General features: G+C 61.7%; 20 protein-coding genes. 10 read left to right on the forward strand and 10 right to left on the reverse strand.

Annotated features, from left to right (window positions below):
• Positions 1–17: 17 nt before the first annotated feature.
• Complete coding sequence (locus tag BLJAPNOD_RS24070) at positions 18–950, forward strand: VOC family protein (RefSeq protein WP_115421714.1); 933 nt, start codon at positions 18–20, stop codon at positions 948–950.
• A 66-nt stretch (positions 951–1,016) separates the two neighbouring features.
• Entirely contained in the window at positions 1,017–1,619 is a 603-nt protein-coding gene (locus BLJAPNOD_RS24075; protein WP_115421715.1) for an alpha/beta hydrolase, read from the forward strand.
• Between the two features lie 3 nt (positions 1,620–1,622).
• Here BLJAPNOD_RS24075 and BLJAPNOD_RS24080 read toward each other — a convergent pair whose 3' ends face one another.
• The 8 genes from BLJAPNOD_RS24080 to BLJAPNOD_RS24115 form a co-directional block, all read right to left on the reverse strand.
• Positions 1,623–2,735 carry an ABC transporter permease gene (locus tag BLJAPNOD_RS24080; RefSeq protein WP_115421716.1) on the reverse strand — a complete coding sequence of 371 codons (1,113 nt, stop codon included), beginning with the start codon at positions 2,733–2,735 and terminating at the stop codon, positions 1,623–1,625.
• Between the two features lies 1 nt (position 2,736).
• Positions 2,737–3,885, reverse strand: coding sequence for an ABC transporter permease (locus BLJAPNOD_RS24085; protein ID WP_077505639.1), 1,149 nt, complete (start codon positions 3,883–3,885; stop codon positions 2,737–2,739).
• A complete protein-coding gene (locus BLJAPNOD_RS24090; RefSeq protein WP_115421717.1) occupies positions 3,882–5,621 on the reverse strand; it encodes an ATP-binding cassette domain-containing protein in 1,740 nt (579 codons plus the stop codon). The genes BLJAPNOD_RS24085 and BLJAPNOD_RS24090 overlap by 4 nt, the downstream gene beginning before the upstream one ends.
• Positions 5,618–6,628 (reverse strand): secretion protein HlyD, encoded by a 1,011-nt coding sequence (hlyD, locus tag BLJAPNOD_RS24095; protein WP_115421718.1) that lies wholly within the window; start codon positions 6,626–6,628, stop codon positions 5,618–5,620. The genes BLJAPNOD_RS24090 and hlyD overlap by 4 nt, the downstream gene beginning before the upstream one ends.
• Positions 6,625–7,329, reverse strand: coding sequence for a CerR family C-terminal domain-containing protein (locus BLJAPNOD_RS24100; RefSeq protein ID WP_115421719.1), 705 nt, complete (start codon positions 7,327–7,329; stop codon positions 6,625–6,627). The genes hlyD and BLJAPNOD_RS24100 overlap by 4 nt, the downstream gene beginning before the upstream one ends.
• A gap of 146 nt (positions 7,330–7,475) precedes the next feature.
• Positions 7,476–8,642, reverse strand: coding sequence for an HPP family protein (locus BLJAPNOD_RS24105; protein ID WP_115421720.1), 1,167 nt, complete (start codon positions 8,640–8,642; stop codon positions 7,476–7,478).
• A 157-nt stretch (positions 8,643–8,799) separates the two neighbouring features.
• Positions 8,800–10,173 (reverse strand): HAMP domain-containing sensor histidine kinase, encoded by a 1,374-nt coding sequence (locus BLJAPNOD_RS24110; protein ID WP_115421721.1) that lies wholly within the window; start codon positions 10,171–10,173, stop codon positions 8,800–8,802.
• Complete coding sequence (locus BLJAPNOD_RS24115) at positions 10,170–10,844, reverse strand: response regulator transcription factor (RefSeq protein ID WP_077505651.1); 675 nt, start codon at positions 10,842–10,844, stop codon at positions 10,170–10,172. The genes BLJAPNOD_RS24110 and BLJAPNOD_RS24115 overlap by 4 nt, the downstream gene beginning before the upstream one ends.
• 279 nt (positions 10,845–11,123) lie before the next feature.
• Between BLJAPNOD_RS24115 and BLJAPNOD_RS24120 the strand changes: the two genes are divergently transcribed.
• The 4 genes from BLJAPNOD_RS24120 (at position 11,124) to BLJAPNOD_RS24135 (ending at position 15,080) form a co-directional block, all read left to right on the forward strand.
• Positions 11,124–12,854: a phosphoethanolamine--lipid A transferase gene (locus BLJAPNOD_RS24120; RefSeq protein ID WP_077505674.1), complete on the forward strand. Its 1,731-nt coding sequence runs from the start codon at positions 11,124–11,126 to the stop codon at positions 12,852–12,854.
• Positions 12,855–13,037: 183 nt separating this feature from the next.
• Positions 13,038–13,418, forward strand: a complete 381-nt coding sequence (locus tag BLJAPNOD_RS24125) for a hypothetical protein (RefSeq protein WP_115421723.1) — start codon at positions 13,038–13,040, stop codon at positions 13,416–13,418.
• A 197-nt stretch (positions 13,419–13,615) separates the two neighbouring features.
• Positions 13,616–14,281 carry a metallophosphoesterase family protein gene (locus tag BLJAPNOD_RS24130; RefSeq protein ID WP_115421724.1) on the forward strand — a complete coding sequence of 222 codons (666 nt, stop codon included), beginning with the start codon at positions 13,616–13,618 and terminating at the stop codon, positions 14,279–14,281.
• Between the two features lie 127 nt (positions 14,282–14,408).
• Positions 14,409–15,080: an HAD family hydrolase gene (locus BLJAPNOD_RS24135; RefSeq protein ID WP_115421725.1), complete on the forward strand. Its 672-nt coding sequence runs from the start codon at positions 14,409–14,411 to the stop codon at positions 15,078–15,080.
• Between the two features lie 280 nt (positions 15,081–15,360).
• On the opposite strand, the gene BLJAPNOD_RS24140 is transcribed toward BLJAPNOD_RS24135, so the two are convergent.
• Positions 15,361–16,047: a GntR family transcriptional regulator gene (locus tag BLJAPNOD_RS24140; RefSeq protein ID WP_244611063.1), complete on the reverse strand. Its 687-nt coding sequence runs from the start codon at positions 16,045–16,047 to the stop codon at positions 15,361–15,363.
• Between the two features lie 239 nt (positions 16,048–16,286).
• Here BLJAPNOD_RS24140 and BLJAPNOD_RS24145 point away from each other — a divergent pair, with 239 nt between their 5' ends.
• The 4 genes from BLJAPNOD_RS24145 (at position 16,287) to BLJAPNOD_RS24160 (ending at position 21,082) form a co-directional block, all read left to right on the forward strand.
• On the forward strand, positions 16,287–17,315 hold the full coding sequence (locus BLJAPNOD_RS24145; protein WP_077505661.1) for an amino acid ABC transporter substrate-binding protein: 1,029 nt from the start codon (positions 16,287–16,289) through the stop codon (positions 17,313–17,315).
• A gap of 73 nt (positions 17,316–17,388) precedes the next feature.
• Complete coding sequence (locus BLJAPNOD_RS24150) at positions 17,389–18,537, forward strand: ABC transporter permease subunit (protein ID WP_115421726.1); 1,149 nt, start codon at positions 17,389–17,391, stop codon at positions 18,535–18,537.
• Positions 18,538–18,540: 3 nt separating this feature from the next.
• Positions 18,541–19,647 carry an amino acid ABC transporter permease gene (locus BLJAPNOD_RS24155; protein ID WP_244611064.1) on the forward strand — a complete coding sequence of 369 codons (1,107 nt, stop codon included), beginning with the start codon at positions 18,541–18,543 and terminating at the stop codon, positions 19,645–19,647.
• Positions 19,640–21,082, forward strand: a complete 1,443-nt coding sequence (locus BLJAPNOD_RS24160; RefSeq protein ID WP_115421727.1) for an amidohydrolase family protein — start codon at positions 19,640–19,642, stop codon at positions 21,080–21,082. Before BLJAPNOD_RS24155 ends, BLJAPNOD_RS24160 begins: the two co-directional genes overlap by 8 nt.
• Before the next feature lie 62 nt (positions 21,083–21,144).
• On the opposite strand, the gene BLJAPNOD_RS24165 is transcribed toward BLJAPNOD_RS24160, so the two are convergent.
• Positions 21,145–21,608 (reverse strand): TOBE-like domain-containing protein (locus tag BLJAPNOD_RS24165; RefSeq protein WP_199566020.1); only part of this gene is annotated, 464 nt, incomplete at its 5' end.

A 21,608-nucleotide genomic window follows, 5' to 3' on the forward strand; every position in this document is an offset into this window, starting at 1 on the left:
CGGAAAGGATCAAGGCAATGCTCAATCAGATCAAGGGCCTGCATCACGTTACGTCGATGGCGGACGATGCCTTCACCAACAATCAGTTCTTCACGAAGACGCTGGGCATGCGCCGCGTCAAGAAGACGGTGAACTTCGATTCCCCTGACGTTTATCACCTCTACTATGGTGACGAGGCCGGCACACCCGGCACGGTCATGACCTATTTTCCGTTTCCACAGATGCCGCGCGGACGTGCCGGCACCGGCGAAGTCGGTACCACGGTCTTTTCCGTTCCGGAGAGCGCGCTCGGTTTCTGGCGCGATCGGCTTTCGAAGCTGGGTGTCACCGGCCTCAAGGACGAACAGACCTTCGGTGAAAAGCGCCTGAATTTCGCGGGTCCTGATGGTGACGGCTTCGCACTTGTCGAAGTGCGCGACGACCCGCGGGCGCCCTGGACAGATGGCGGCGTTTCGGGCGACCACGCGATCCGCGGTTTTCATTCGGCGGCGATGCGGCTGCGCGACGAAGGCGCGACAGCGGAGCTTCTGAAGTTCATGGGCTACGAGGAACTGGACCGCAAGGACGGCGTCACCCGCCTGATCATGCCGGGTGGCAATGGCGCGGGCGTGATCGATCTCGAGACCATGCCGAACCTCAATCGCGCCGCCCAGGGCGCAGGCTCCGTGCATCACATCGCTTTTGCCGTCGACAACAGGCAAAAGCAGCTTGAAGTGCGTAAGGCGCTGATGGACACCGGCTATCAGGTGACCCCGGTCATCGATCGCGACTACTTCTGGGCGATCTACTTCCGCACGCCGGGCGGGGTCCTGTTCGAGATCGCCACCAACGAACCGGGCTTCAGCCGCGACGAGGATCTGGCCCATCTCGGCGAGGCGCTGAAGCTGCCGCAGCAGCACAAGCACCTGCGCCCGGTTCTCGAAAGCCATCTGCAGAAGCTGGAAGCTTAGGGCGCAGGGCGGCCGGGCGATGCTTTGCCGCCGATGCGACATCCCGCAAGAAACAAGGAGATTTCCATGGCCGATCACGGCTACGTCCACAAACTGAAGGCCGGCCAACCCGGCAATCCGATCTTCTTCGTCTTCCACGGCACGGGCGGCGACGAAAACCAGTTCTTCTCCTTCGGTGCGCAACTGATGCCCGAAGCTACGATCGTCTCACCGCGCGGCGACGTGTCGGAACATGGCGCGGCGCGCTTCTTCAAGCGGACCGGCGAAGGCGTCTACGACATGGCGGACTTGTCCCGAGCGACGAAGAAGATGACCCATTTCGTAAAGGCGCTTGCCGACGAACACCAGGCGTCCGAGATCGTTGCCCTTGGCTATTCGAACGGGGCGAACATTCTCGCCAACGTGCTGATCGAGAATGGCCTTTTCGACAAGGCGATGCTGATGCATCCGTTGATCCCGTTCCGGCCGAAGGACAATGCGGCGCTTGCAGGGCGCCACGTTCTGATCACGGCCGGTGAACGCGACCCGATTTGCCCGGCGCCCCAGACGCAGGCGCTGGCGGATTATTTCACGGCGCAGGCCGCTGACACTGAAATCGAATGGCATGCCGGTGGCCATGACATCCGCCAGAATGAAATCTCCGCAATCGAGCGCTTCGTCAGGGGCTGACAGTTACTCCAGCCGGCGGCGGAACAACCACGAAGCGGCCGAGAGCGTGACGAGGGCGATGACGCAGAGCGGTATCGTCTGGCGCACGACCTCGGCCAGCGGGATATCCTTCAGGAACACCCCCTTCACAATGACCAGAAAGTAGCGCAGCGGATTGACGAGCGTGACCGGCTGCAGCCAGGCAGGCATGTTCTCGATCGGTGTCGCAAAGCCCGAGAGCAACATTGCCGGCACCATGAACAGGAAGGCACCGAGGATCGCCTGTTGCTGCGTCATCGACAACGCTGAAATGAACAGCCCGAGACCAACGACCGCTGCAAGATAGAATATCGCGCTGCCGTAGAGCAGGAACAGCGACCCGCGCAGCGGCACGCCGAAGATGAAGACGGCGGCGAGAATGTAGACCGTAATGTGGAACATCCCGATCATCATTGGCGGTATCAACTTGCCGATCAGGATCTCATGCGTCCTGAGCGGCGACACCATTAGCTGGTCGAAGGTGCCCAGTTCCCGTTCGCGCGCGATCGACAGTGCAGTAACAATAAGGCCGATCAGCAATGCGATGCTGGCCACCAGATTGGGCACCATGAACCATTGGTAGGTGAGGTTGGGGTTGAACCAGTTTCGCGCCACGACGGCGATTGTCTCGGACGCAGAACGCTTTCCGGCCGGCGTGTCGGCGGCAAGCGTGGCGACGATGCGCCCAAGATAGCCAGAGACGATCTGCGATGCATTCGACCGGCGTCCGTCGAGAATGATCTGGACCTCCGCCGGCCGGCCCGCCTCGATCTCGCGCGAGAAGGTCGGGCCGATCTCCAGAACCGCTATGGCGCGTTGCCTGTCGATGGCGTCGCGCACTTCCTTCTGGTTGTCCGTAAAAGCAATGCTTCGAAACGTCGGGGAGCCGTCGATCCGCTCGACCAGTTCCTGGCCCCAATGGCCGTTGTCCCGATTGAGAACCATGACATCGACATTCGTCACTTCGAGCGTGGCAGCATAGGAAAACACCAGAAGCTGCAGGATCGGCGGCCCAATCAGGATCGCGCGACCCTTGGGATCGCGCAGCACCGCCAGAAGTTCCTTGACGATCAGTGCCTTCAGCCGTGTCCACCACATGTCAGCCGATCCTCTTGCGGGTGCTTCGTGCCGCGAGCGCGAAAAAGACGCACCCGATCAAAAGCATGACGGCAATTGCCTGCAGGAACATCGGCCAGATGTCGCCAGCCAGAAACACTGTCTGCAAGCTCGGGATGAGATAGCGCGCCGGCACGATAAAGGTGATCCACTGAATGACCGTCGGCATGGAGTTGATCTCGAACAGGAAACCGGAGAGCAGGAAGGCGGGCAGGAAGGCCGAGATCAGCGCAAGTTGCGACGCCAGGAACTGGTTCTTGGTCGCCGCCGAAATCAGCAGGCCCTGACCGAGCGCCGGCATCAGGAATGTTGCCGAGAGCGCATAGAGTGCCGCAACCGAGCCCCGGAACGGCACGCCGAAAAGAAAGACGGCCAGGAGCACGCAGAGCGTCATCGACGCCAGACCGAGCAGGAAATAGGGCAGGAGCTTGCCGGCAAGCAGTTCCGCTGCCGATACCGGCGTCGCCATCATCGCCTCCATCGTGCCGCGCTCCCACTCGCGCGCGACCACCAGTGAGGTCAAAAGCGTGCCGACGAGGGTCATGACGATCGCGATCGAGCCAGGAACGAGAAAATTGCGGCTGGTCAGCTCCGGATTGAACCAGAAGCGCTGCTCGACCGAGATTGCCGGTGGTTGGCCAGCGTCTTCCCCGCGTTGCTGACGTTCCCAGTTGGCGACTGTCGCCTGGGCGTAATTCTGCACGAAGTTGGCTGTGTTCGGGTCTGAGCCGTCGACCAGGACCTGCAATGCCGGATGCCGACCGGCGGCGTGATCGGCCGTAAAGCGGGCGGGGATGACGACGATGCCGCGGAGCCGCCCAAGCACAAGATCGTCTTCGAAATCGCGGCGGTCGCGGCCGAGGCTGACGGAAAAGTAGCGCGAAGCCTGGAAGCCCGCCGCGAGATCGCGCGTCAGTGGCGTCTCCTGTTCCACCACGAGGCCGATGCGTGTCTGCGTCGTGTCGAGCGATACACCGTAACCGAACAGAAACAAAAGGATCAGAGGCAGGACGAAGGCGATGAGAATGCTGCTGGGATCGCGGACGATCTGGTAGCTTTCCTTGCGCACCAGCGCAGCAAAGCGACGTCCGCGTTCGGATGTCTGCGTCTCGATTTGCGCAGGCGTTGTCATGCTGCCGCCTGCCTCTCTTCCGATCCCTGCACCAGCGCGATGAAGGCGTCCTCCATCGTCGGGTCGGGGTAGGCCGCAGTGGCCACCTGCTTTTTCAGGTCGTCCGGCGAGCCGAGCGCGATCGAACGGCCGCGATAGATGAGCGAAATGCGATCACAGTATTCGGCCTCGTCCATGAAGTGGGTGGTGACCAGCACGGTCACGCCCTTCTCGACCAGGCCGTTGATATGGGTCCAGAACTCGCGCCGGGTGATCGGATCGACGCCGGAGGTCGGCTCGTCCAAGAACAAGGCCTCCGGTTCGTGCAAGACCGCGCAGGCAAGCGCGAGACGCTGCTTGAGGCCGAGCGGCAAGTCCTTGGCAGACATGTCGAGCAGGCGACCAAAACCGAAAATCTCGACCATCAACCGCGTGCGCTCCCGCTTGCGCGAGCCGGAAAGGCCGTAGACGCCGGCGAAGAAATTCAGGTTCTGCGCGACGCTGAGATCGCCATAGAGCGAGAATTTCTGTGCCATGTACCCGAGGCGATTGCGGGCTTCGGCGGCATCGCGGCGCAGGTCGAAGCCGGCGACCCGGCCTTCACCGACACTCGGCTTCAGCAGTCCGCACAGCATCTTGAACGTCGTCGACTTTCCCGCGCCGTTCGGCCCGAGTAGGCCAAAAATCTGGCCGCGTGGAATGTCGAAGCTTATGTCGTCGGCTGCGGTGAAATCGCCGAAACGCTTCGTCAGCCCATGCGCTTCGATCACCGGCTTACCGTCCTCGTTGGCAAACGGCGTCTGGACCTCCGCCAGCTTCGAACGGCCGCCGGGACCACCGCCCAGCATATCGATAAATGCGTCTTCAAACCGCGGCGGCGCCACTGTTGCCTGTGGCGCGGTTCCGGTCGTGTCGGTCGGCGCTTCCGGGACCGCAAACCCCGACGCCATGACCAGCCGGATGGCGTCCCCCTGGATAACGCCGTCAACGACACCGTCCGCGTCAAGGTAGTGTGCAAGGGCCTCGCGTTTTCGTCCGGTCGTGCCGGAGATCTTGAAGACGCGGTCGGCGACCCGTCCTGTCAACTCGGCAGGCGCGCCTTCGAAAAGCAATTTGCCTTCGTTCAGCAACAACACCCTGTCGCAGGCTTCCGCCTCGTCGAGATAGGCCGTCGACCACACGACGCCGATACCGGAAGCGGTCAGGTTTTCGACCATTTTCCAAAGGTCTCGCCGGGATATGGGATCGACACCGACGCCGGGTTCGTCAAGCAGAAGCAGACGCGGTTTGCGCAGCAAAGCGCAGGCAAGTCCGAGTTTCTGTTTCATGCCTCCGGAAAGCTTGCCGGCTAGCCGGGATGTGAAGCGCTTGAGGTCGGTGAATTCTAACAGTTGGTCGTATGTCGCCGTACGTTCAACGAGTGGAAGGCCGCGCAGGTCTGCATAAAGATCAAGGTTTTCCTGCACGCTCAGATCTTCGTAAAGTCCGAAACGCTGCGGCATGTAGCCGATGGATGCCTGAATGCTGGCGGCGTCCTTGGCGGTGTCGAAACCCAATACCGCCACCTTTCCTTCGTCGGGAAGCATCAGGCCGGTCATCAGCCGGATCAGCGTCGTCTTTCCCGCGCCGTCGGGGCCGACAAGGCCGGTGATGCGACCGCCGAGAATGTCTCCATCGACATGATCAAGCGCGGGCGCATCTTTGCCAAAGCGCTTGACGACCCCGGAAATCCGCACGAAGCGCTCGTCCGCGGTCATGATGTACCTCCTGCAGCCGGCGGCAGGCGAACGGTAACGGGCATGCCCTGGCGCAGATCCACTCCCGGTTTCGCCACGACGATACGCAGGCGGTAGACGAGATCGGTGCGCAGTTCCGGTGTTTCGACCGACTTCGGCGTGAATTCGGCAACGGGAGAAATGAAGCCCACCGTTGCCTCGTACGGCCGGTCCGGGGCCGTATCCGAGACGATCTCGACTTTCATGCCGGGATGGACGCGTCCGAGGTCGGGTTCGGCGACGTAGGCGCGCACCCAGACGGGCTGGGTCAAGGAAATCACATAGGCCGTGTCCGACGGCGCAATCATCGCGCCAGTTTCGTGAACGCGGGAAAGGACGATGCCGTCGTCGGGCGCCAACAGCCGAGTATCGGAAAGCGAGGTGCGCGCACTGGCGAGCCTGGCTTCCGCAGCCTGGACCTGAGCGGCGGCGGCAGCGATGTCTTCGACCCGACTTCCCTCCTCAAGCAACGCGAGCGCTTCGCGGGCAGAGGTGGTGCGGGCTGCGGCGGCCGCGCGTGCAGCACTCGCTTCATCAAGGTTCGCCTGCGAAATCGTGCCGTTCGGCCGCAACTGCACGGCCCGCTCATAGGCAAGGTCGGCATTCTGGAGTTCGGCGATACGCTCCTCGTGGACGGCTCGCGCCTGGGCGATCTCGCTCTTGCGTGCGCCGGCCCTCAGCTTTTCGAGATTGGCACGCAGCGCACCAAGATCAGCCTCGGCTGCATCCACGGCCTGTTGAAAAGGAGTGGGGTCGAGGCTGCCAAGAAGATCGCCGGCCTTGACCGGGTCACCTTCGTCGACGGCCAATTTGGCTATGCGCCCGCTGACACGAAAGCCGAGAGACACTTGCCTGATATCGACATTGCCATAGAGCACCGAGGCCGGCCGCTGCCCGGTCCAGCCGAGGCGCGAAGGAAGGTCCAGCCACCAGCCGGCAGCAGCCGCTCCTGCAAGGAGAACGACGGGAACGAGTATCTTCCGATTCATGGCTGCAATTCCCCATCCGCGCCGAGTGTTTCGACGAGGCCGGCGGCGTGGCGTTGCAGGATCTCGAGTTCGGCGGGGCCGACGGCGTCCCACCGCATCTGTCGCAGCAGCGCCGCGTGCGCCATGCGGAAAACGAGGATGCTGCCGACGAAGGACAGTGTCTTCAACCGCACGCGCTCCGACGCCGGATCCTCGCCCAGGATCGTGCCAACCAGCCGACCTGCCATTCCGATCATCGGCCCCATGATGTTCTCATAGACCCGCGCGAAGGCCTCCGTCGGCTCCATCTGTTCGCGGATAATGAAGCGTGCCCAGCTCTCGGATTGGCGGCTGACAAACAGCCCGACCATACGCTGGACCATCTGCGTCAGCAGGGCGCGTGCCTCCTTCGGGCTCATTGCCGCACCTTCCGCATCCAGTCGTGCCAGGCGCTGCAGGATGACCGTTCGCAGATCGGCGACGTGCCCGCCGATAATCGCCGCCAGATGCTCGGCCGCAGCGATATAGAGACCTTCCTTGCCGCCGAAATAATAGGGGATCGCCTGCAGATTGACGCCGGCAGCATCCGCGAGCTTGCGGGTGCTTGCGCCGTCGAACCCATAGCGTCCGAAGACGTCGATCGACATCGAAAGAAGCTTCTCTTTCGTGGCGTCGCCGCGATCGGGCTTGGGTACGGATTGGGAGTTTTTGTTTTTCATCATGTGCGCATATTACGCCAGTCAATCGATTAAGTCAATCGAATGAATTTGTGATGATTTGACCAGCGCTGGTTCAGCAGGAAGCCCGGCTTACCATTGGCTAAAACTTGGCTTGGCCGTGCTGGTACAGGGAAGGAAATCGGAAGATGTCAGGCGACGTCGCGCTCGTCGTCATTCTCCAGCCTCCGCTGGAAGAGCGCGGCAATCAGATCGGACTGTGTGACGATGCCGACCAATCGGTTGTCGGCGTCGACGATGGGCATGTGGTGCAACCCGATATCGGCCATCGGTGGAACGAGTTTGGCGATCATCGTTTCCGGCAGTGCCGACTGCACGCGCCGTGTCATGATCTCGGAAACGAGCCGCGGCGCTTTGGGGCCAAGCCCGATGACGTTGCCCAGCCGCTGCCTGAAGCCGCCATGCGGTGCCAGCATGGCGTGCTTGATGAAGTCTGTCTGGGTGATGATGCCGACGAGGCCTTCCTTTTCCGTCACCACCGGCAAGGCCTTGATATCGTGTTCGAGCAAGGTCTGCCAAGCTTTGCGCAGCGAGGTTTCCGGCGTTGCCGTCGCTACATCGCGAGACATGACATCGCCGCAGGTGATCTCGCCCGAGCGCCGATTGAAGGCGCGGATCTGCGCCTGGTGGATGAGCGCATCGAGTTCGCCCGGGCTGATGTCGACAACCTCGCCATATTGCGCCAGCACCGCCTGCAAGTCCTCCGGCACGATGCCGAGACGTTGCGTCGGCAGGGGATCGTCGGTGCGGTGGGTGTTGCCGGCAGGCGCCAGGTGAGGGTAGCGCCGGCCCGTTGCGTTGTTGAACAACAGGGCGACGACGAGGATGAGGGCGGAATTGATCGCGACCGGCGACAATACGAACCAGTAGCCGGCCTCATGGATCGATGTGCCGCCAAGCACAGCAGTCAAGGCGACCGCGCCGCTCGGTGGGTGAAGACAGCCGAGCAGCAGCATGATTGCGATTGCAAGCCCGACCGCGACTGCCGCCGCAATCACCGGCTCTGGAATGAGAAGGGATGAGGTCACCCCGATCACGGACGCGACGATGTTGCCGCCGAGAATGGACCAGGGCTGCGCCAACGGGCTGGACGGCGCGGCGAAAAGCAGGACGGCCGAAGCGCCCATGGGAGCAATCAGCAGCGGCAGGTTGGCATCGGCACCAAGTGCCAGCGTGCCGACGAGGCCGGTCAGCAGAATGCCGACAAGCGCGCCAAGCGAGGCGCGTAGCCGCTCCATATGGCTGACCGGAACAAGCGATGGGATGAAACGCTTGAGATAAGCGCTGGCCTTCGACATGGGAACTCGCGAGCGACAGGATCACTGATTGCTCAGGCCAATAGCATATGGCGATGAAATGGGCGGGGAATCTGCATCCAAAAAAACGCGACGGATTAAAATATATGCACGGCGCCTGCATCAGATGCATTGTGGGCGCAAGCCGCGCAACCGTCTATCATGAAGCCGTCATGCCGTCAGACCGCGCCGCCGAGAAGTCGATGGTAATCTTCGTCCCTTTGTCGGGTGCAGTCTCGACTGCGATCTGTGCATCATGCAACTCGCTGATACGCTGGACGATTTTCAACCCGAGACCAATCTGACCCGATCGTTTGATGTAGCCGAGATCTTCATGATGTTCGGGCAGGTCGACGAGCCCTCGACCATCATCCTCGACGCTGACCGTCGCGCCCGGGCCGCAGGCCAGCACGATGCGGGTGCCAGGCGGATTATGCTTGACCGCGTTCTCGATCAGGTTGCGCAGCATGTTTTCGACGAGCGCCGGGATGACCGTGACGGCGGGCGTTCCTTCGTCGACGAATTCCAGCGATTTGTCGTGATCGAAGACAAAGGGCGCGATCGCCTCCGCAAGGCCCGCACCGATCTGAGAAAGATTGGCCGCCTGATAGGCCGAAGGATCGACTGCGTCGGCACGGGCAAGCGAGGTCAATTGCTCGAGAATATGCGTGAGGGCATCGAGATCACGCTCGGCGTTGCGGGCGCGCGGGTCGTCGATGTGGCTGAGTTCCATCTTCGCGATCGAAACGGGTGTGCGAATCTCGTGCGCGATGGAAGAGGAGAACAGCTTCTGCGACTGGATCAGGTCGGCAACCCGGGCCAGCATACGGTTGACGGCAGTAACCAGACGCGCAATCTCCTCCGGCATGCGGGTGAGCGGCAGGCGTGCACTGTTATCGCGTGGATCCAGCCGATCGGCCGCCGCCGCCGCCATGGCCACCGGTTTCAGCGCGCTGCGGATCGACCAGATCGTCGCGCCGATGACGAGGCAGAACATCACGGTCATCGGCACGATCATCGAATCAAACATCTCGTGCAGCAGCGCGCTGTACATGAAGCCATTCGGATCCTTCAGGATGGCCAATTCGACCAGCACCGTCGCGCCCGCACGCTCGAAGGTCTGCCCTCCGGCGACGCTGAACGGCTTGCCTGGCTGAATTTCTCGTTTCCAGAAATTGGGCGCGTCGACGCTGAGCGGCAAAAAATGCTCGGCACATTCCGTCGTGCAATTTGAGTAGAGCAGAGCGCCAGACGCCGTTCGCACCCTCAGGAAAATCGAACCGTCGCGGTCATGGCGGTCGAGGTAACGTTCACTCAGTTCGTGACCCGGCTCGAAACTCGCGATGCCGTTGCGGACATGGATGGCGCTCGAAAGCGTTTCCGTTTCCTGCTGCAGCATGAGGACGCTGAGCTTGTCGTCGTCGAACCAGTAGTCCGCAAAGACAACGCCGATCTGGATTGCCATGGCGAGCAGGGAAAAGGCGAGGATGCGACGGGAGACGATACCGATCAGCGACGGGTTCGGCTTCGTCATGAAGCGCGCCTGAGAAGATAACCAATTCCGCGGACGGTCTCGATCTGGATGCCGGTCTCGTAGGCTTGCAGCCGTTTGCGCACCCGAGAAACCGCGAGTTCAAGAGCGTTGGGGCTGACCTCCTGGCCATACTCCGAGAGGGCGGTTTCGAGCTTCCGTTTGGGCACGACGCGACCGACCTCGCGCATGAGGATCTCGATCAACGAACGTTCGCGGGGCGGCAGCGGGACGACGACGCCGTCGCAGGTCAGGTCTGCGGTTGCAGGGTCGTAGCGCAGGGTGCCCGCCTCGAGCACCGGCTGCACGGCTTGCGGATTTCGCCGCAGCATGGCGCGGCACCGCGACAACAGCTCGCGATGGTGAAAGGGCTTGACCAGATAGTCGTCGGCGCCGGCATCCAGGCCGGCAATACGCTCGTCGACCGATCCCCGAGCGGTGATGATCAAGACGGGCAGGCCAGGATACTCCTGGCGAACGCGACGCAACAGCGCCAGTCCATCGCCATCCGGCAGGCCGAGATCCAGCAGGATCAGATCGTGCTCCTGAGCCGCGATGGCAGCTTCAGCGTCCGAAACACTCGAGACCGCGTCAAGCCGCCAGCCGGCGTCGCGCATGGTTTCGCCGACCAGCTCTACCAGTCGCGGACTGTCTTCAACCAGGAGCAGGCGCATCGACTCGTCTCGGTGTGACCATTCTTGGCCCGACCATATGGGCTTTCTCCACGGCTGCCAACTCCCTCGCCGGGGCCAACCAAAACGGGTGTTGAAGAGCCAATAGGCAATCTTGACGGGGTTTCGACAGCTTACCGGGCGTATCTCGACAGGGCAGGAGGAGGCTGCAATCGAACCGGCGACCCCGCATGACGCGGCCTCCGCCACTAATGGATGCCCGCGACAGCGTTGGCCGCATGCCAAAAATCGGCCCGGCAGTCGCAGCAGGAGAAGACTGTTTTGATGGTCCCAAGAACCCGCCGGCCAGTGCTCGGCAGCATAACGCTCAGCGCAATCGTCAGCATCTATCTGCTCGCTATCACCAACAATTCCTTCTGGAAGCACGCGACGGTCTATTTCGATCACTCGCGGCTGTCGCTGCTGTCATTCGGGACGGCGCTCGCGCTTGCGACCTTCGCTGTTCTGACGCTGGCGTCGGTCAAATACATCATGAAACCGGTGCTGATCTTCCTCATCGTCGTCTCGTCGTCGGCGGCCTATTTCGTCGATTACTTCGGTGTGATCATCGACAAGGACATGATCGGCAATGCGGCCGTCACCACCCAGGCGGAAGCGGGCCATCTTCTGACCGGTAGCCTGATGCTGCACCTGTTGGTTTACGCGGTCATTCCTTCGATGTTCGTGCTTTGGGTGAAGGTTCGCCATCGCCGCTTCCTGCCGAAGGCGGCCATCAATCTCGCCGTCATAACCCCGTGCCTGCTCGTCAGTGGCGGGTTGATCTATTCGGATTTCGCCAGCGTTGCCTATGTCATCCGCGAGCACAAGGATCTGATGAAGCGCTTCAATCCGACCGGGCCGGTTTCCGCTGCCGTCAGATATGCCTCCTCGACCTACAAGGAGCGCAACCTCGTGGTTCAGCCGCTGGGCACCGACGCCCGGCAGGGCGCGCGCGTTGCTGCGGCAGGCAAGCCGGTCGTCGTGGTCGTCGTTGCAGGCGAAACCGCCAGGGCGATGAACTTCTCGCTGAACGGCTACGAGAGGGAGACCAATCCCGAACTCAAATCTCTCGGGGTCATCAATTATACGGACACCACAAGCTGCGGCACGGCAACGGCGATTTCGCTTCCCTGCATGTTCTCCGTCTATCCGCGCAACGAGTATACCGACTGGAAGGCCCGTTCGACCGAAAACCTCATGAACGTGCTGACCCGCGCTGGCGTTTCCGTGTCCTGGTGGGACAACAACACTGGCAGTAAGGGCATCGCCGATCTCATCAACTTCGCCAGCATGACGAACCAGAAGAACAGTCCGCTCTGCAACAATGGCGAGTGCCTCGACGAAATCTTCCTTGGCGAACTCGACAAGAAGCTCGCTGCGACCAAGTCGAACAGCGTCATCGTGCTGCATCAGCTCGGCAGCCATGGTCCGTCTTACTATCTGCGCTATCCCGAGAAGTTCCGGCAGTTCAAACCGGATTGCCGCACGCCTGAACTGATGAAATGCTCAGTCGAGGAAATCACCAACGCCTACGACAATACCATCCTCTACACCGATCATGTGCTCGCAAGCGTTGCCCGCCTGTTGGAAAAGCATCAAAACGACATCTCTGGCGCGATGATCTACATGTCCGATCACGGCGAATCCCTCGGCGAGAACGGCATCTATCTGCACGGCGCGCCCTATGCGATCGCACCGCGCGAGCAGACGCAGGTGCCCTTCGTTACATGGTTTTCAAAGCCGTACCAGGCGGTAATGGGCGTCGATACGAGCTGCCTTGCCAAGGAGACGGATCAGCCGAAATCACATGACAACCTCTTCCACACCGTGCTTGGCATGATGGATGTGGAGACGAAGGTCTACAACCGCGATCTCGATGCGTTCGCCAACTGCACCCAGCAGGGGCCAGCCGGCAAACCGAGCGTGTCGACCTTCCAGGCTGCCGATACGGCGAAGGACCTGCCGGCACCGGTCGTCCCGGCAACGGTCATGCCGAGCGCCAAGGCGCTCTGACGGACCAGCCCAACCGCTCGAGGCAGGACAAATCTGGTCGACGCTTGGAACAAAGCATCCGTCTGCGCGCTTCCTTTGCATGTCCACCTGTTTGCGTCAGCAAGACTGCTGCGTGCGCGTGGCGATGGAGACGCCAGTGTCAATCGGCGCTGGAGAACCATCCTTTTGCCGAGGGAGAGACTGATGCAGGTCGTCGGAATACAGGTTGCCGCTGAACGCGCCGGTAAGGCAGGCTTCACGGTAGAGTTCGTTGGCGCAAAGGGCGAAGTCGTCACGGTCACGTGCCCGCAGGATGCGGAAGCGTCGCTGAACAGGTTGAATGCGGTGGCCAGGGCAAAGGACATTCTGTCGGCTGTGCTTGAAGCCGATGAAACCCTGCTGGAGGCGTCCAATCAGCCGCACCCGGGTGCCGCGGCGAGGGATCCTTTGCCCAATGCGCGCACCGCGCATGACAAGGGAACGATGGAAGAGCAGCTCGACGAAGGTCTCGAAGATACCTTTCCGGCAAGCGATCCCGTTTCCATTGCCAGTTCGGCGATCGCCAAGGGAAATTCCCGTCGCTAACGACCAAGATTTCCTTGCTTCAATACAAAGCCAAGACGACGCGCGATCCTTGACCGGCGTGTCGTCTGTTTTGCGCGCACTTGCATCGCCGGCCTTGCCGTGTTTCCGCCATCCGTGCAGTCTATCGGCGTTCGCATGCTAACGTCGAACATCCGTTGCGGCGTCAACCCGTTCGTCGAACTCCGGAGGACTGGCGCATGCGCGCGCAGCATCTGACCTTTGCAGTCGGCGATATCCATGGCTGCCGGGCCGAGCTGCAGGCGCTTCTGCTTCAGATTGAAGCTTATGCGCCTGAGGGCAGGGTGATCTTTCTCGGCGACATGATCGACCGTGGCCCAGATAGCCGTGGTGTCGTCGAATTGATCATGGCAGGTCCGCAGAAGCAGGGCTGGACCTGGCTGGCGCTCAAGGGCAACCATGAGGAAATGCTGCTCGGTGCCCGTAGCGGCGAGAGCGATGTCGACTGGTGGCTGCTCAATGGTGGTCAGGAGACATTGGCATCCTACGACCACACCATCCCGGCAACGCACCTGAAATGGTTGATGCAGCTTCCTTCCATTATCGTCGAGCCGTTTCGCATCTTCGTGCATGCGGGCATCGACGTGACCATGCCGCTGGAGCGGCAGGGCGACGAAATCTTCCTCTGGATCAGGCGCCCGGATCATTATTCGGGCGACTATTGGGGCAAACATCTTTGCCATGGCCACACGCCGAGCCGGCGAAATCCTTCCACGGTTGGCAACCGCACAAATGTGGATTCGGCTGCGGTGTTCGGCGGCAGTCTTTCCTGCGCCATTTTTGACGACAATATTCCGGGCGGGCCGATTGGCTTTCTCAGCACCGGCAGCGGTGACCGTTTGTAACTTGGCGTTGCGGAAGATGATCAGGGGTTTGCCGAATTGCGTTGTGTGCCTGCCCGCCAGGCTGTAGGTGTGCCGAAACTGTCGGGCTTGCTTTCCCGCCCATCATCGCAGCTTCAGGGGATCACCGTTGGATACCGCGCCTTCATCTCTCTTCGCCAAGAATTTTGCTGCTCTCCTTTTCGATATGGATGGCACGCTGCTCAACTCGATGGCCGTCGTCGAACGCGTCTGGGGTGCATGGGCCGTCCGCAACGGGCTCGATCCCGTGGAAATGATGAAGACGGTGCACGGCGTTCGTGCCGTGGACACGATCCGCACGCTTGAACTGCCTGATATTGATCCGGAGCATGAGGCGCACGAGCTTGCGCTCGCTGAAATCGCCGACGTCGACGGCATCATCGAGATCGAGGGCGCCATTGCCTTTCTCAATTCATTGCCGGCGGAGAAGTGGGCGATCGTCACATCGGCGCCGCTCGACCTCGCCGTTCGCCGCCTCGCGGCCGCAGGCATTCCGACGCCGAAACTGATGATCACCGGCGAAGATGTTTCGGTCGGAAAACCCCATCCCGAAGGTTATCTTCTCGCCGCCGAGAAACTGGGCGTTCGCCCGGAAGACTGCATCGTTTTCGAAGACGCACCGGCCGGAATTCTTGCCGGCAGGGCAGCCGGCGCCGAGGTCATCGTCATCACCGGCGCGCATGATGCCGCAGCCGACACGCCGCACATGACGCTCGCCCGCTATAACGATATCGAAGCGGGTATTGCCGACGACGGCATGCTGTCGCTGCGCCGCCGTTAAGCGCCGGCATTGAGCGGCGCACCCAGGTAGGAGTGCTGTCTACGCCAAGAAGCTGATGAAAGCCGGAGAGCCTGGTCCAAGGCCTCCGGCTTTTTTTATCTGTCGGCTCACGCCGTGCTCCAGCATTTTGGCAAGGCGGGGCCACTCACCAGTTCGCCGAGGAGACCCTTGGGATTCTCCCGTGACGACAGTTGATGACGAAGAGGACGTCGTGTTCGGCGTTGCCTTGGCCCGTCGGCGACCAAGCTGTTGAACGTCCACAACCGCTTCATGACGTCTGTCAGCTTTCGCTGGCGTAACGTTTCAGGATCTCGGAAATATCCGGCTCGGCCTTGTCAGGGTTGAGTTCGGCGCGAAGCTCGACGGCGTCGAGATGCTCAAGCATGATCTTCTCTGCCGCGGCAATATCCTTCGACCGCAGGGCGCGGATAATCTGAATATGTTCGTCGACCGCGCATTCGGGCGAGTGCAGACGAGCAAAGCGGGCGAGGATCAGGGAGCAGCGCGAGACCACTTCACGCACAAACCGTGTCAGCGCCTGGGAGCCTGTCAATTCCGCGAGCAGAATATGAAATTCGCCGGCAAGGCGGATGGATAGGGGGCCGTGATCCGAGAGTGCCGCCTGCTCCTCGCGCACATGCTGTTCGAGGCGCTTGAAGCCTGAGGTGCCGAGGTCTGCCACGAGGCGCCGGATGACCTCCGCCTCCAGCATGCGGCGCAGCGAGAAGATGTCGCGCGCTTCCTCCAGCGTCGGCTCGGCCACGCAGGCGCCCTTGTTGGCCCTGAGGTCGACGATGCCTTCGGCATTGAGGCGCACGAGCGCACCGCGCACGCTGGTGCGGCTGACCTTGAAATGATCGGCGATCGTGTCTTCGGAAAGTTTGGTGCCGGGCTTCAGTGCCTGCTCCAGGATGGCCTGGCGCAACAACCGATAGACGACCTCGCTGCGGCTTGATCTCTCAGACAAGGTTGCCTCCCCAAGCAAGCCGAATGCAGTCGGCAAAACATGTCCCATGACTTCGATAGCGCCGTCAGCCGTGCTCGTCAATATTGTATACAATAATGTTGCCATTTGTATCCGACTATCGTATGCAATTGTTGGCGCCGGTGGTACATCCTTGGCGCCGACCTTTGCGGGAGGAGGCATGCGAAGAGGATCGCGTGACCCGCAGAGGTGGAGATTGTCGTAGTCATCGGGAGGGGAAAATGAAGAAAAGAATTCTGCAACTTTGCGCCACCGCAGCCGGCATCGCGGTCGGCCTCACGGCGTTCACCGCCAGCGCCGCCACCACGCTTGAGACGGTTAAGGCGCGCGGCAAGCTGATCTGCGGCGTCTCGATGAGCACGCCCGGCTTTGCCACCGCAGACGCCAAGGGTCACATGCAGGGCTTCGACGTCGATGTCTGCCGCGCTGTGGCTTCTGCCGTTTTCGGTGACCCGGAGAAGGTCGATTTCGTTCTGACGAACATCAACACTCGCTTCCAGGCACTGCAGTCAGGCGAAATCGACATGCTGTCGCGCCAGACCACCCACACCTTTTCGCGCGAAGTGTCGCTCGGTCTCGATTTCGGCCCGACGGTGTTCTACGACGGCCAGGGGCTGATGGTGCCGAAGTCGCTCGGCGTCAACAGCGCCAAGGAATTGACGGATGCGGCGATCTGCACGCTGCCTGGCACGACGACGGCCCAGAACCTCAGCGACTTCTTCCGCTCGATCGGCGGCAAGTTCGAACTGGTCGTGTTCGAAAGCCCGGATGAAAACCGCAACGCCTTCTTCTCCGGCCGTTGCGAGGCGATCTCTTCCGACCGGTCCGACCTTGCGTCGATCCGCGCCGTCGCCAACAATCCCGACGACTACGTCGTTCTGCCCGAAACGATCTCCAAGGAACCGCTCGCGCCGTCCGTGCGCCAGAACGATTCCAACTGGCGCGATATCGTTTCCTGGTCTGTCTGGATGCTGATGGCGGCGGAAGAGCGCGGCATAACCCAGGCCAATGTCGATGAAATGGCCAAGAGCCAGGATCCGGAAATCCAGCGCATGCTCGGCGTCAGCGAAGAGCTCGGCAAGATGCTCAACCTCGACAACAAGTGGGGCTACAACATCGTCAAGGGCGTCGGCAACTACGGCGAAGTGTTCGAGCGCAATCTCGGCACCAAGACGGCGCTTGGGCTGACCCGCGGGCCGAACACCCGCTGGAGCGAGGGTGGCCTGCTCTACGCACCGCCGTTCCGTTGATATTCGTCGGCCCGCGTTTCGGCGCGGGCCATTTTCGTCTTCGACGTTCCCCTTGCCCGGCAGACGTGTCGCCATGTCCCTGTTTTATGACGCGCGCATCCGCGCGTTCCTCTATCAAACGATCGCGATCGGCGCCGTTGTCTTCGTCGCCTGGATGATGTTCAGCACGGCGAGCGCCAACCTTGCCAAGCAGGATATTGCCACAGGCTTCGGCTTCCTGGCGCGCCAGGCGGGCTTCGTCATCACCGAAACTGCGATTGCCTACGAGCCGACGGATACGTTCGGTCGCGCCATCCTTGTCGGGATCGCCAATACGGTGAAAGTTTCGGCGCTCGCCGTCTTTTTCGGAACGATCCTCGGCGTCCTCGTCGGCATCGGCCGTCTCTCGCACAACCCGGTCCTGTCGCGGCTGATGCTTGCCTATGTCGAGGCGCTGCGCAACGTTCCGTTGCTCCTCTATCTCCTGCTCTGGTATTCGCTGATCATCTCGGTGTTTCCGCCCGTCAAGCAGGCGATCGAGATGCTGCCGGGCGTCTTCCTGTCCAATAGCGGCCTGGTGATGCCGGCCATGCGGTGGGCAAGCGGTTTAGAAGCTCTTGTCATCGCGTTGGTCGTCGGCACCGTCGCCGCCGTCGTGGTTACGCGTGTCCTTGCGCGTCGCCGCATCGCCACGGGCAAGGAGATGCCGGTAGCCACTATCGCGGCATTCGCAATCCTGCTGCCGCTCACACTTACATTGCTTTCCGCCGACATCTCGGTTTCTCTTGATGTTCCCGAGCTCGGGCGGTTCCGCCTGACCGGCGGCTACCATGTGCGGCCCGAGTTCGTGGCATTGCTGATCGGCCTGACGCTGAGCGCCTCGGCAAACGTTGCCGAAATCGTGCGCGCCGGAATTCAGGCTGTCAGCAAGGGGCAATGGGAGGCGGCAACGGCCCTCGGCCTGCCGCGCTCTCGCACACTGAAGCTGGTCATACTGCCGCAGGCATTGCGCATCATCGTGCCGCCGCTGACCAACACCTATCTGACGGTCTTCAAGAACAGTTCGCTCGCAATCGCCATCGGCTACCCCGACCTCGTGATGGTCTCCAACACGATCATGAACCAGACTGGCCAGGCGATCGAAGCCATTGCCATCTTCATGGCCGTCTATCTCGGCCTGTCCATCCTGATCTCGCTGGTGATGAACTGGTACAACGCGCGCGTTGCGCTGAGGGAGCGCTGAGCCATGGCCCAGTTTGAAGGCTTCGTTGCCGACCCGACCCTTATGGCGCCCGCTGCCCGGCCGCCGGCCCGCGACCGCACCTGGCTTTCCGCCTATTTTGGAACGCCGGGCAACGCCGCAATCACCATTCTCTGCCTCGGCACGATCTTCGGCCTTGCCAAGCTCGCGATCGGCTGGCTGTTCGTCGATGCGATCTTTTCCGGCACGCCGGCGGAGTGCAAGGCGTCCAGCGGTGCCTGCTGGCCGTTCCTGTCGGCGAAGCTGCGCTACATCTTCTTCGGCTTCTATCCCTTCGACGAGCAATGGCGTCCGCTGACGGCGATGCTGCTCTTTCTCGGCGCTTGCGGCGTATCCATGATGCCGCGGACCTGGGGCAGGGCGCTTGCCGCGGTCTGGATCGTTGTGATCCTGCCAACGCTCTACATCCTGATGGCCGGAGGCATTTTCGGTCTGACGCCGGTGCCGACGACGCAATGGGGCGGCCTGCCGCTGTCCTTCATGCTTTCCTTCGTCGGGCTCGCCTGCGCCCTGCCGCTGGGCATCGCCCTTGCCCTTGCGCGCGCATCGAGCCTGCCGGCGATCCGCGTGCTCGGCGTTGGCTTCATCGAAATCGTGCGCGGTGTGCCGCTGATCAGCATCCTGTTCATGGCGACCGTCATGCTGCCGCTGTTCATGCCCGACGGCATCACCATCGACAAGCTGCTGCGTGCCCAAGTGGCGATCATTCTCTTTGCGGCCGCCTATATCGCCGAGATCGTCCGGGGCGGCTTGCAGGCCGTCCCCAAGGGACAGATCGAGGCCGGCCATTCGCTCGGTCTGCACTACTGGCAGATCATGCGAAAGATCGTGCTGCCGCAGGCGCTGAAGAAGGTGATCCCGCCGCTCGTCGGCCTGTTCATCGGCTTCTTTCAGGATACGACCCTTGTAACCATCGTCGGCCTGCTCGATTTTCTCGATACGGTGCGCACGGCCATGCGGGATCCGCAATGGCAGGGCATCGCCGTGCTCGAAGGTTACGTCTTCGCCGCAGTCGTCTATTTCTTTTTCAGCGCTCTGATGGGTGCTTACAGCCGTTTCCTCGAGCAATATTTCAGGACCACGCATGACTAAGTCAGTTCACGTCATCCGCAAGGCGCACACCGTCGTTGGCTTCGACGCCGAAACGAAAAGCCATGTCTACTTCCATGACGCCGACGTCGCCTATGACGACACCGGCTTCGTCCATGTCGGTGGACATTATGACGGTGCCTTTGCCAGCGAAACCTTAGGCGCGGACCGCATGGTGATGCCTGGCTTCGTCAACGTGCATTGCCACTCCGGCGAGGAGCCGATCTCCAAGGGCATCTTCGAAGACGCAGGTACTTCAGCGCTTTGGGGCAATGCACTCTACGAATACTCCAACCTGCTGGAGATTGACGACGGTGCAATCGAGGCGTCGTTGACCGTGATGCTGGGCGACCTCATGCGCAGCGGCGTGACGACGCTGCTCGACATTGCCGGACCGCACGACAGCTGGCTGCCGACGCTGGCACGAAGCGGCGCCCGCGCTTTTGTCGCTCCCGGTTTCCGGGAAGCGCAGTGGCATGTCGAAGACAGCCACCGCCTGGATTTCATCTGGGACAAGGCGCGCGGCCGCGAGGCTTTTGCCCGGGCGCTCGATGTCGTCGACACGGCCGCAAGCCATCCCTCCGGCCGCCTTGGTGGCGTGGTGGCGCCATCGCAGATCGAGACCTGCTCGGCCGAATTGCTTCAGGACGCGGCAACAGAGGCGCGCAAGCGCGGCATGCCGATCACCATCCATTCCGCCCAGACGATGGCGGAACATGAGGAACTTTTGCGCCGTACCGGCCTTACCGCAGTGCAGTATCTGGAAAGTCTCGGCGTCCTCGGCGACAACCTGATCCTCGGCCACTGCATCTTCGTCGACAGCCATTCCTGGACGCGCCAGCGCACCGACATCGATCTTGGCCTGCTGGCGGCGCGGCGCACCACCGTCGGCCATTGCCCGGTGACGTTCTCGCGCAGCGGCATGGCGCTGGAATCGGTCGGGCGCTATCGCCGCGCCGGCGTCAACGTTGCGCTCGGCACCGACAGCTATCCCTTCAACATGCTGGAAGAAATGCGCCAGGCAATGATCTGCGCCAGGCTTTCCGGCAAATCGGTGTTCGACGTGTCGACCGCGGATATTCTCGAGACAGCAACGCTTGCCGGCGCCCGTGCGCTTGGCCGTGACGATATTGGCCGGGTTGCCGTCGGCGCGAAGGCGGACTTTCTTGTCGTCGATCTGAAACACCATGCGATGCAACCGGTCTACGATCCCTTGCGCAACCTGCTGCATTGTGCGGCCGAGCGCGCGATCGAGGAGGTCTACGTCGACGGGCAATGCGTGGTGCGTCATGGGCGTCCGACCATGATCGACTATGATGGCGCTGTGGGGCTGCTGCAGGAAGCCCAGGATTACGCGTGTCGCAAGGCGCCGGAAAACGATCCGAAGAAACGACCGATGCGCGAACTGGCGCCGTTGTCGCTGTCCCTTGGGCAGTAGGCTGCGGAGCGATCCGCGAACAAGAACTGGAGAAGCGCCGGCACTGCTGGCGCTTTCCTGTTTCAGGCCTGCGCGACCAACTGCGGTTTCTCAGTCGCAGCATTGTCCTGCTTCGGCTTCGCGAGGGTGTGCCCGTCCCTGAACAGTTTCCACTTTGTCGGTCGGAATGCGACCCTTGCGCGGTCCTGTGTGGTGGTGCGTTCGGGTGGCAGTTCGATTTCGGCATGCGGGTGGTTGCGGCCGAGGTCGAGTTCGAGATGGCGGGTGCCAGCGACGCGGCGGCTGGCGGTGACGAGGCCGGCAAGACAGCCGCCGCAGCCGTCGATCAGTTCAATGTCATGCGGGCGGAAGTAAAGCGTGGCCGCACCATCGGGCTCGGTCGGGGCGCGCAGGCCGATCGGCCGGTCCTCAAACCAGATTTCGCCGTTTTGAAGCGTCACGGCAAGCGCGTTCGACTGGCCGATGAAGCCATAGACGAAGGGCGAGACCGGATGATCGTAGATCTCGTCGGGGGTGCCGACCTGCT

The sequence above is a fragment of the Ensifer sp. M14 genome (genome assembly GCF_003355565.1).
GTDB lineage: Bacteria > Pseudomonadota > Alphaproteobacteria > Rhizobiales > Rhizobiaceae > Ensifer.

Coding starts and splice junctions, on each gene's coding strand:
- BLJAPNOD_RS24070 (WP_115421714.1), top strand. CDS start 18: ATGCTCAATCAGATCAAGGGCCTGCATCACGTTACGTCGATGGCGGAC.
- BLJAPNOD_RS24075 (WP_115421715.1), top strand. CDS start 1,017: ATGGCCGATCACGGCTACGTCCACAAACTGAAGGCCGGCCAACCCGGC.
- BLJAPNOD_RS24080 (WP_115421716.1), bottom strand. CDS start 2,735: ATGTGGTGGACACGGCTGAAGGCACTGATCGTCAAGGAACTTCTGGCG.
- BLJAPNOD_RS24085 (WP_077505639.1), bottom strand. CDS start 3,885: ATGACAACGCCTGCGCAAATCGAGACGCAGACATCCGAACGCGGACGT.
- BLJAPNOD_RS24090 (WP_115421717.1), bottom strand. CDS start 5,621: ATGACCGCGGACGAGCGCTTCGTGCGGATTTCCGGGGTCGTCAAGCGC.
- hlyD (WP_115421718.1), bottom strand. CDS start 6,628: ATGAATCGGAAGATACTCGTTCCCGTCGTTCTCCTTGCAGGAGCGGCT.
- BLJAPNOD_RS24100 (WP_115421719.1), bottom strand. CDS start 7,329: ATGATGAAAAACAAAAACTCCCAATCCGTACCCAAGCCCGATCGCGGC.
- BLJAPNOD_RS24105 (WP_115421720.1), bottom strand. CDS start 8,642: ATGTCGAAGGCCAGCGCTTATCTCAAGCGTTTCATCCCATCGCTTGTT.
- BLJAPNOD_RS24110 (WP_115421721.1), bottom strand. CDS start 10,173: ATGACGAAGCCGAACCCGTCGCTGATCGGTATCGTCTCCCGTCGCATC.
- BLJAPNOD_RS24115 (WP_077505651.1), bottom strand. CDS start 10,844: ATGCGCCTGCTCCTGGTTGAAGACAGTCCGCGACTGGTAGAGCTGGTC.
- BLJAPNOD_RS24125 (WP_115421723.1), top strand. CDS start 13,038: ATGCAGGTCGTCGGAATACAGGTTGCCGCTGAACGCGCCGGTAAGGCA.
- BLJAPNOD_RS24130 (WP_115421724.1), top strand. CDS start 13,616: ATGCGCGCGCAGCATCTGACCTTTGCAGTCGGCGATATCCATGGCTGC.
- BLJAPNOD_RS24145 (WP_077505661.1), top strand. CDS start 16,287: ATGAAGAAAAGAATTCTGCAACTTTGCGCCACCGCAGCCGGCATCGCG.
- BLJAPNOD_RS24150 (WP_115421726.1), top strand. CDS start 17,389: ATGTCCCTGTTTTATGACGCGCGCATCCGCGCGTTCCTCTATCAAACG.
- BLJAPNOD_RS24155 (WP_244611064.1), top strand. CDS start 18,541: ATGGCCCAGTTTGAAGGCTTCGTTGCCGACCCGACCCTTATGGCGCCC.
- BLJAPNOD_RS24160 (WP_115421727.1), top strand. CDS start 19,640: ATGACTAAGTCAGTTCACGTCATCCGCAAGGCGCACACCGTCGTTGGC.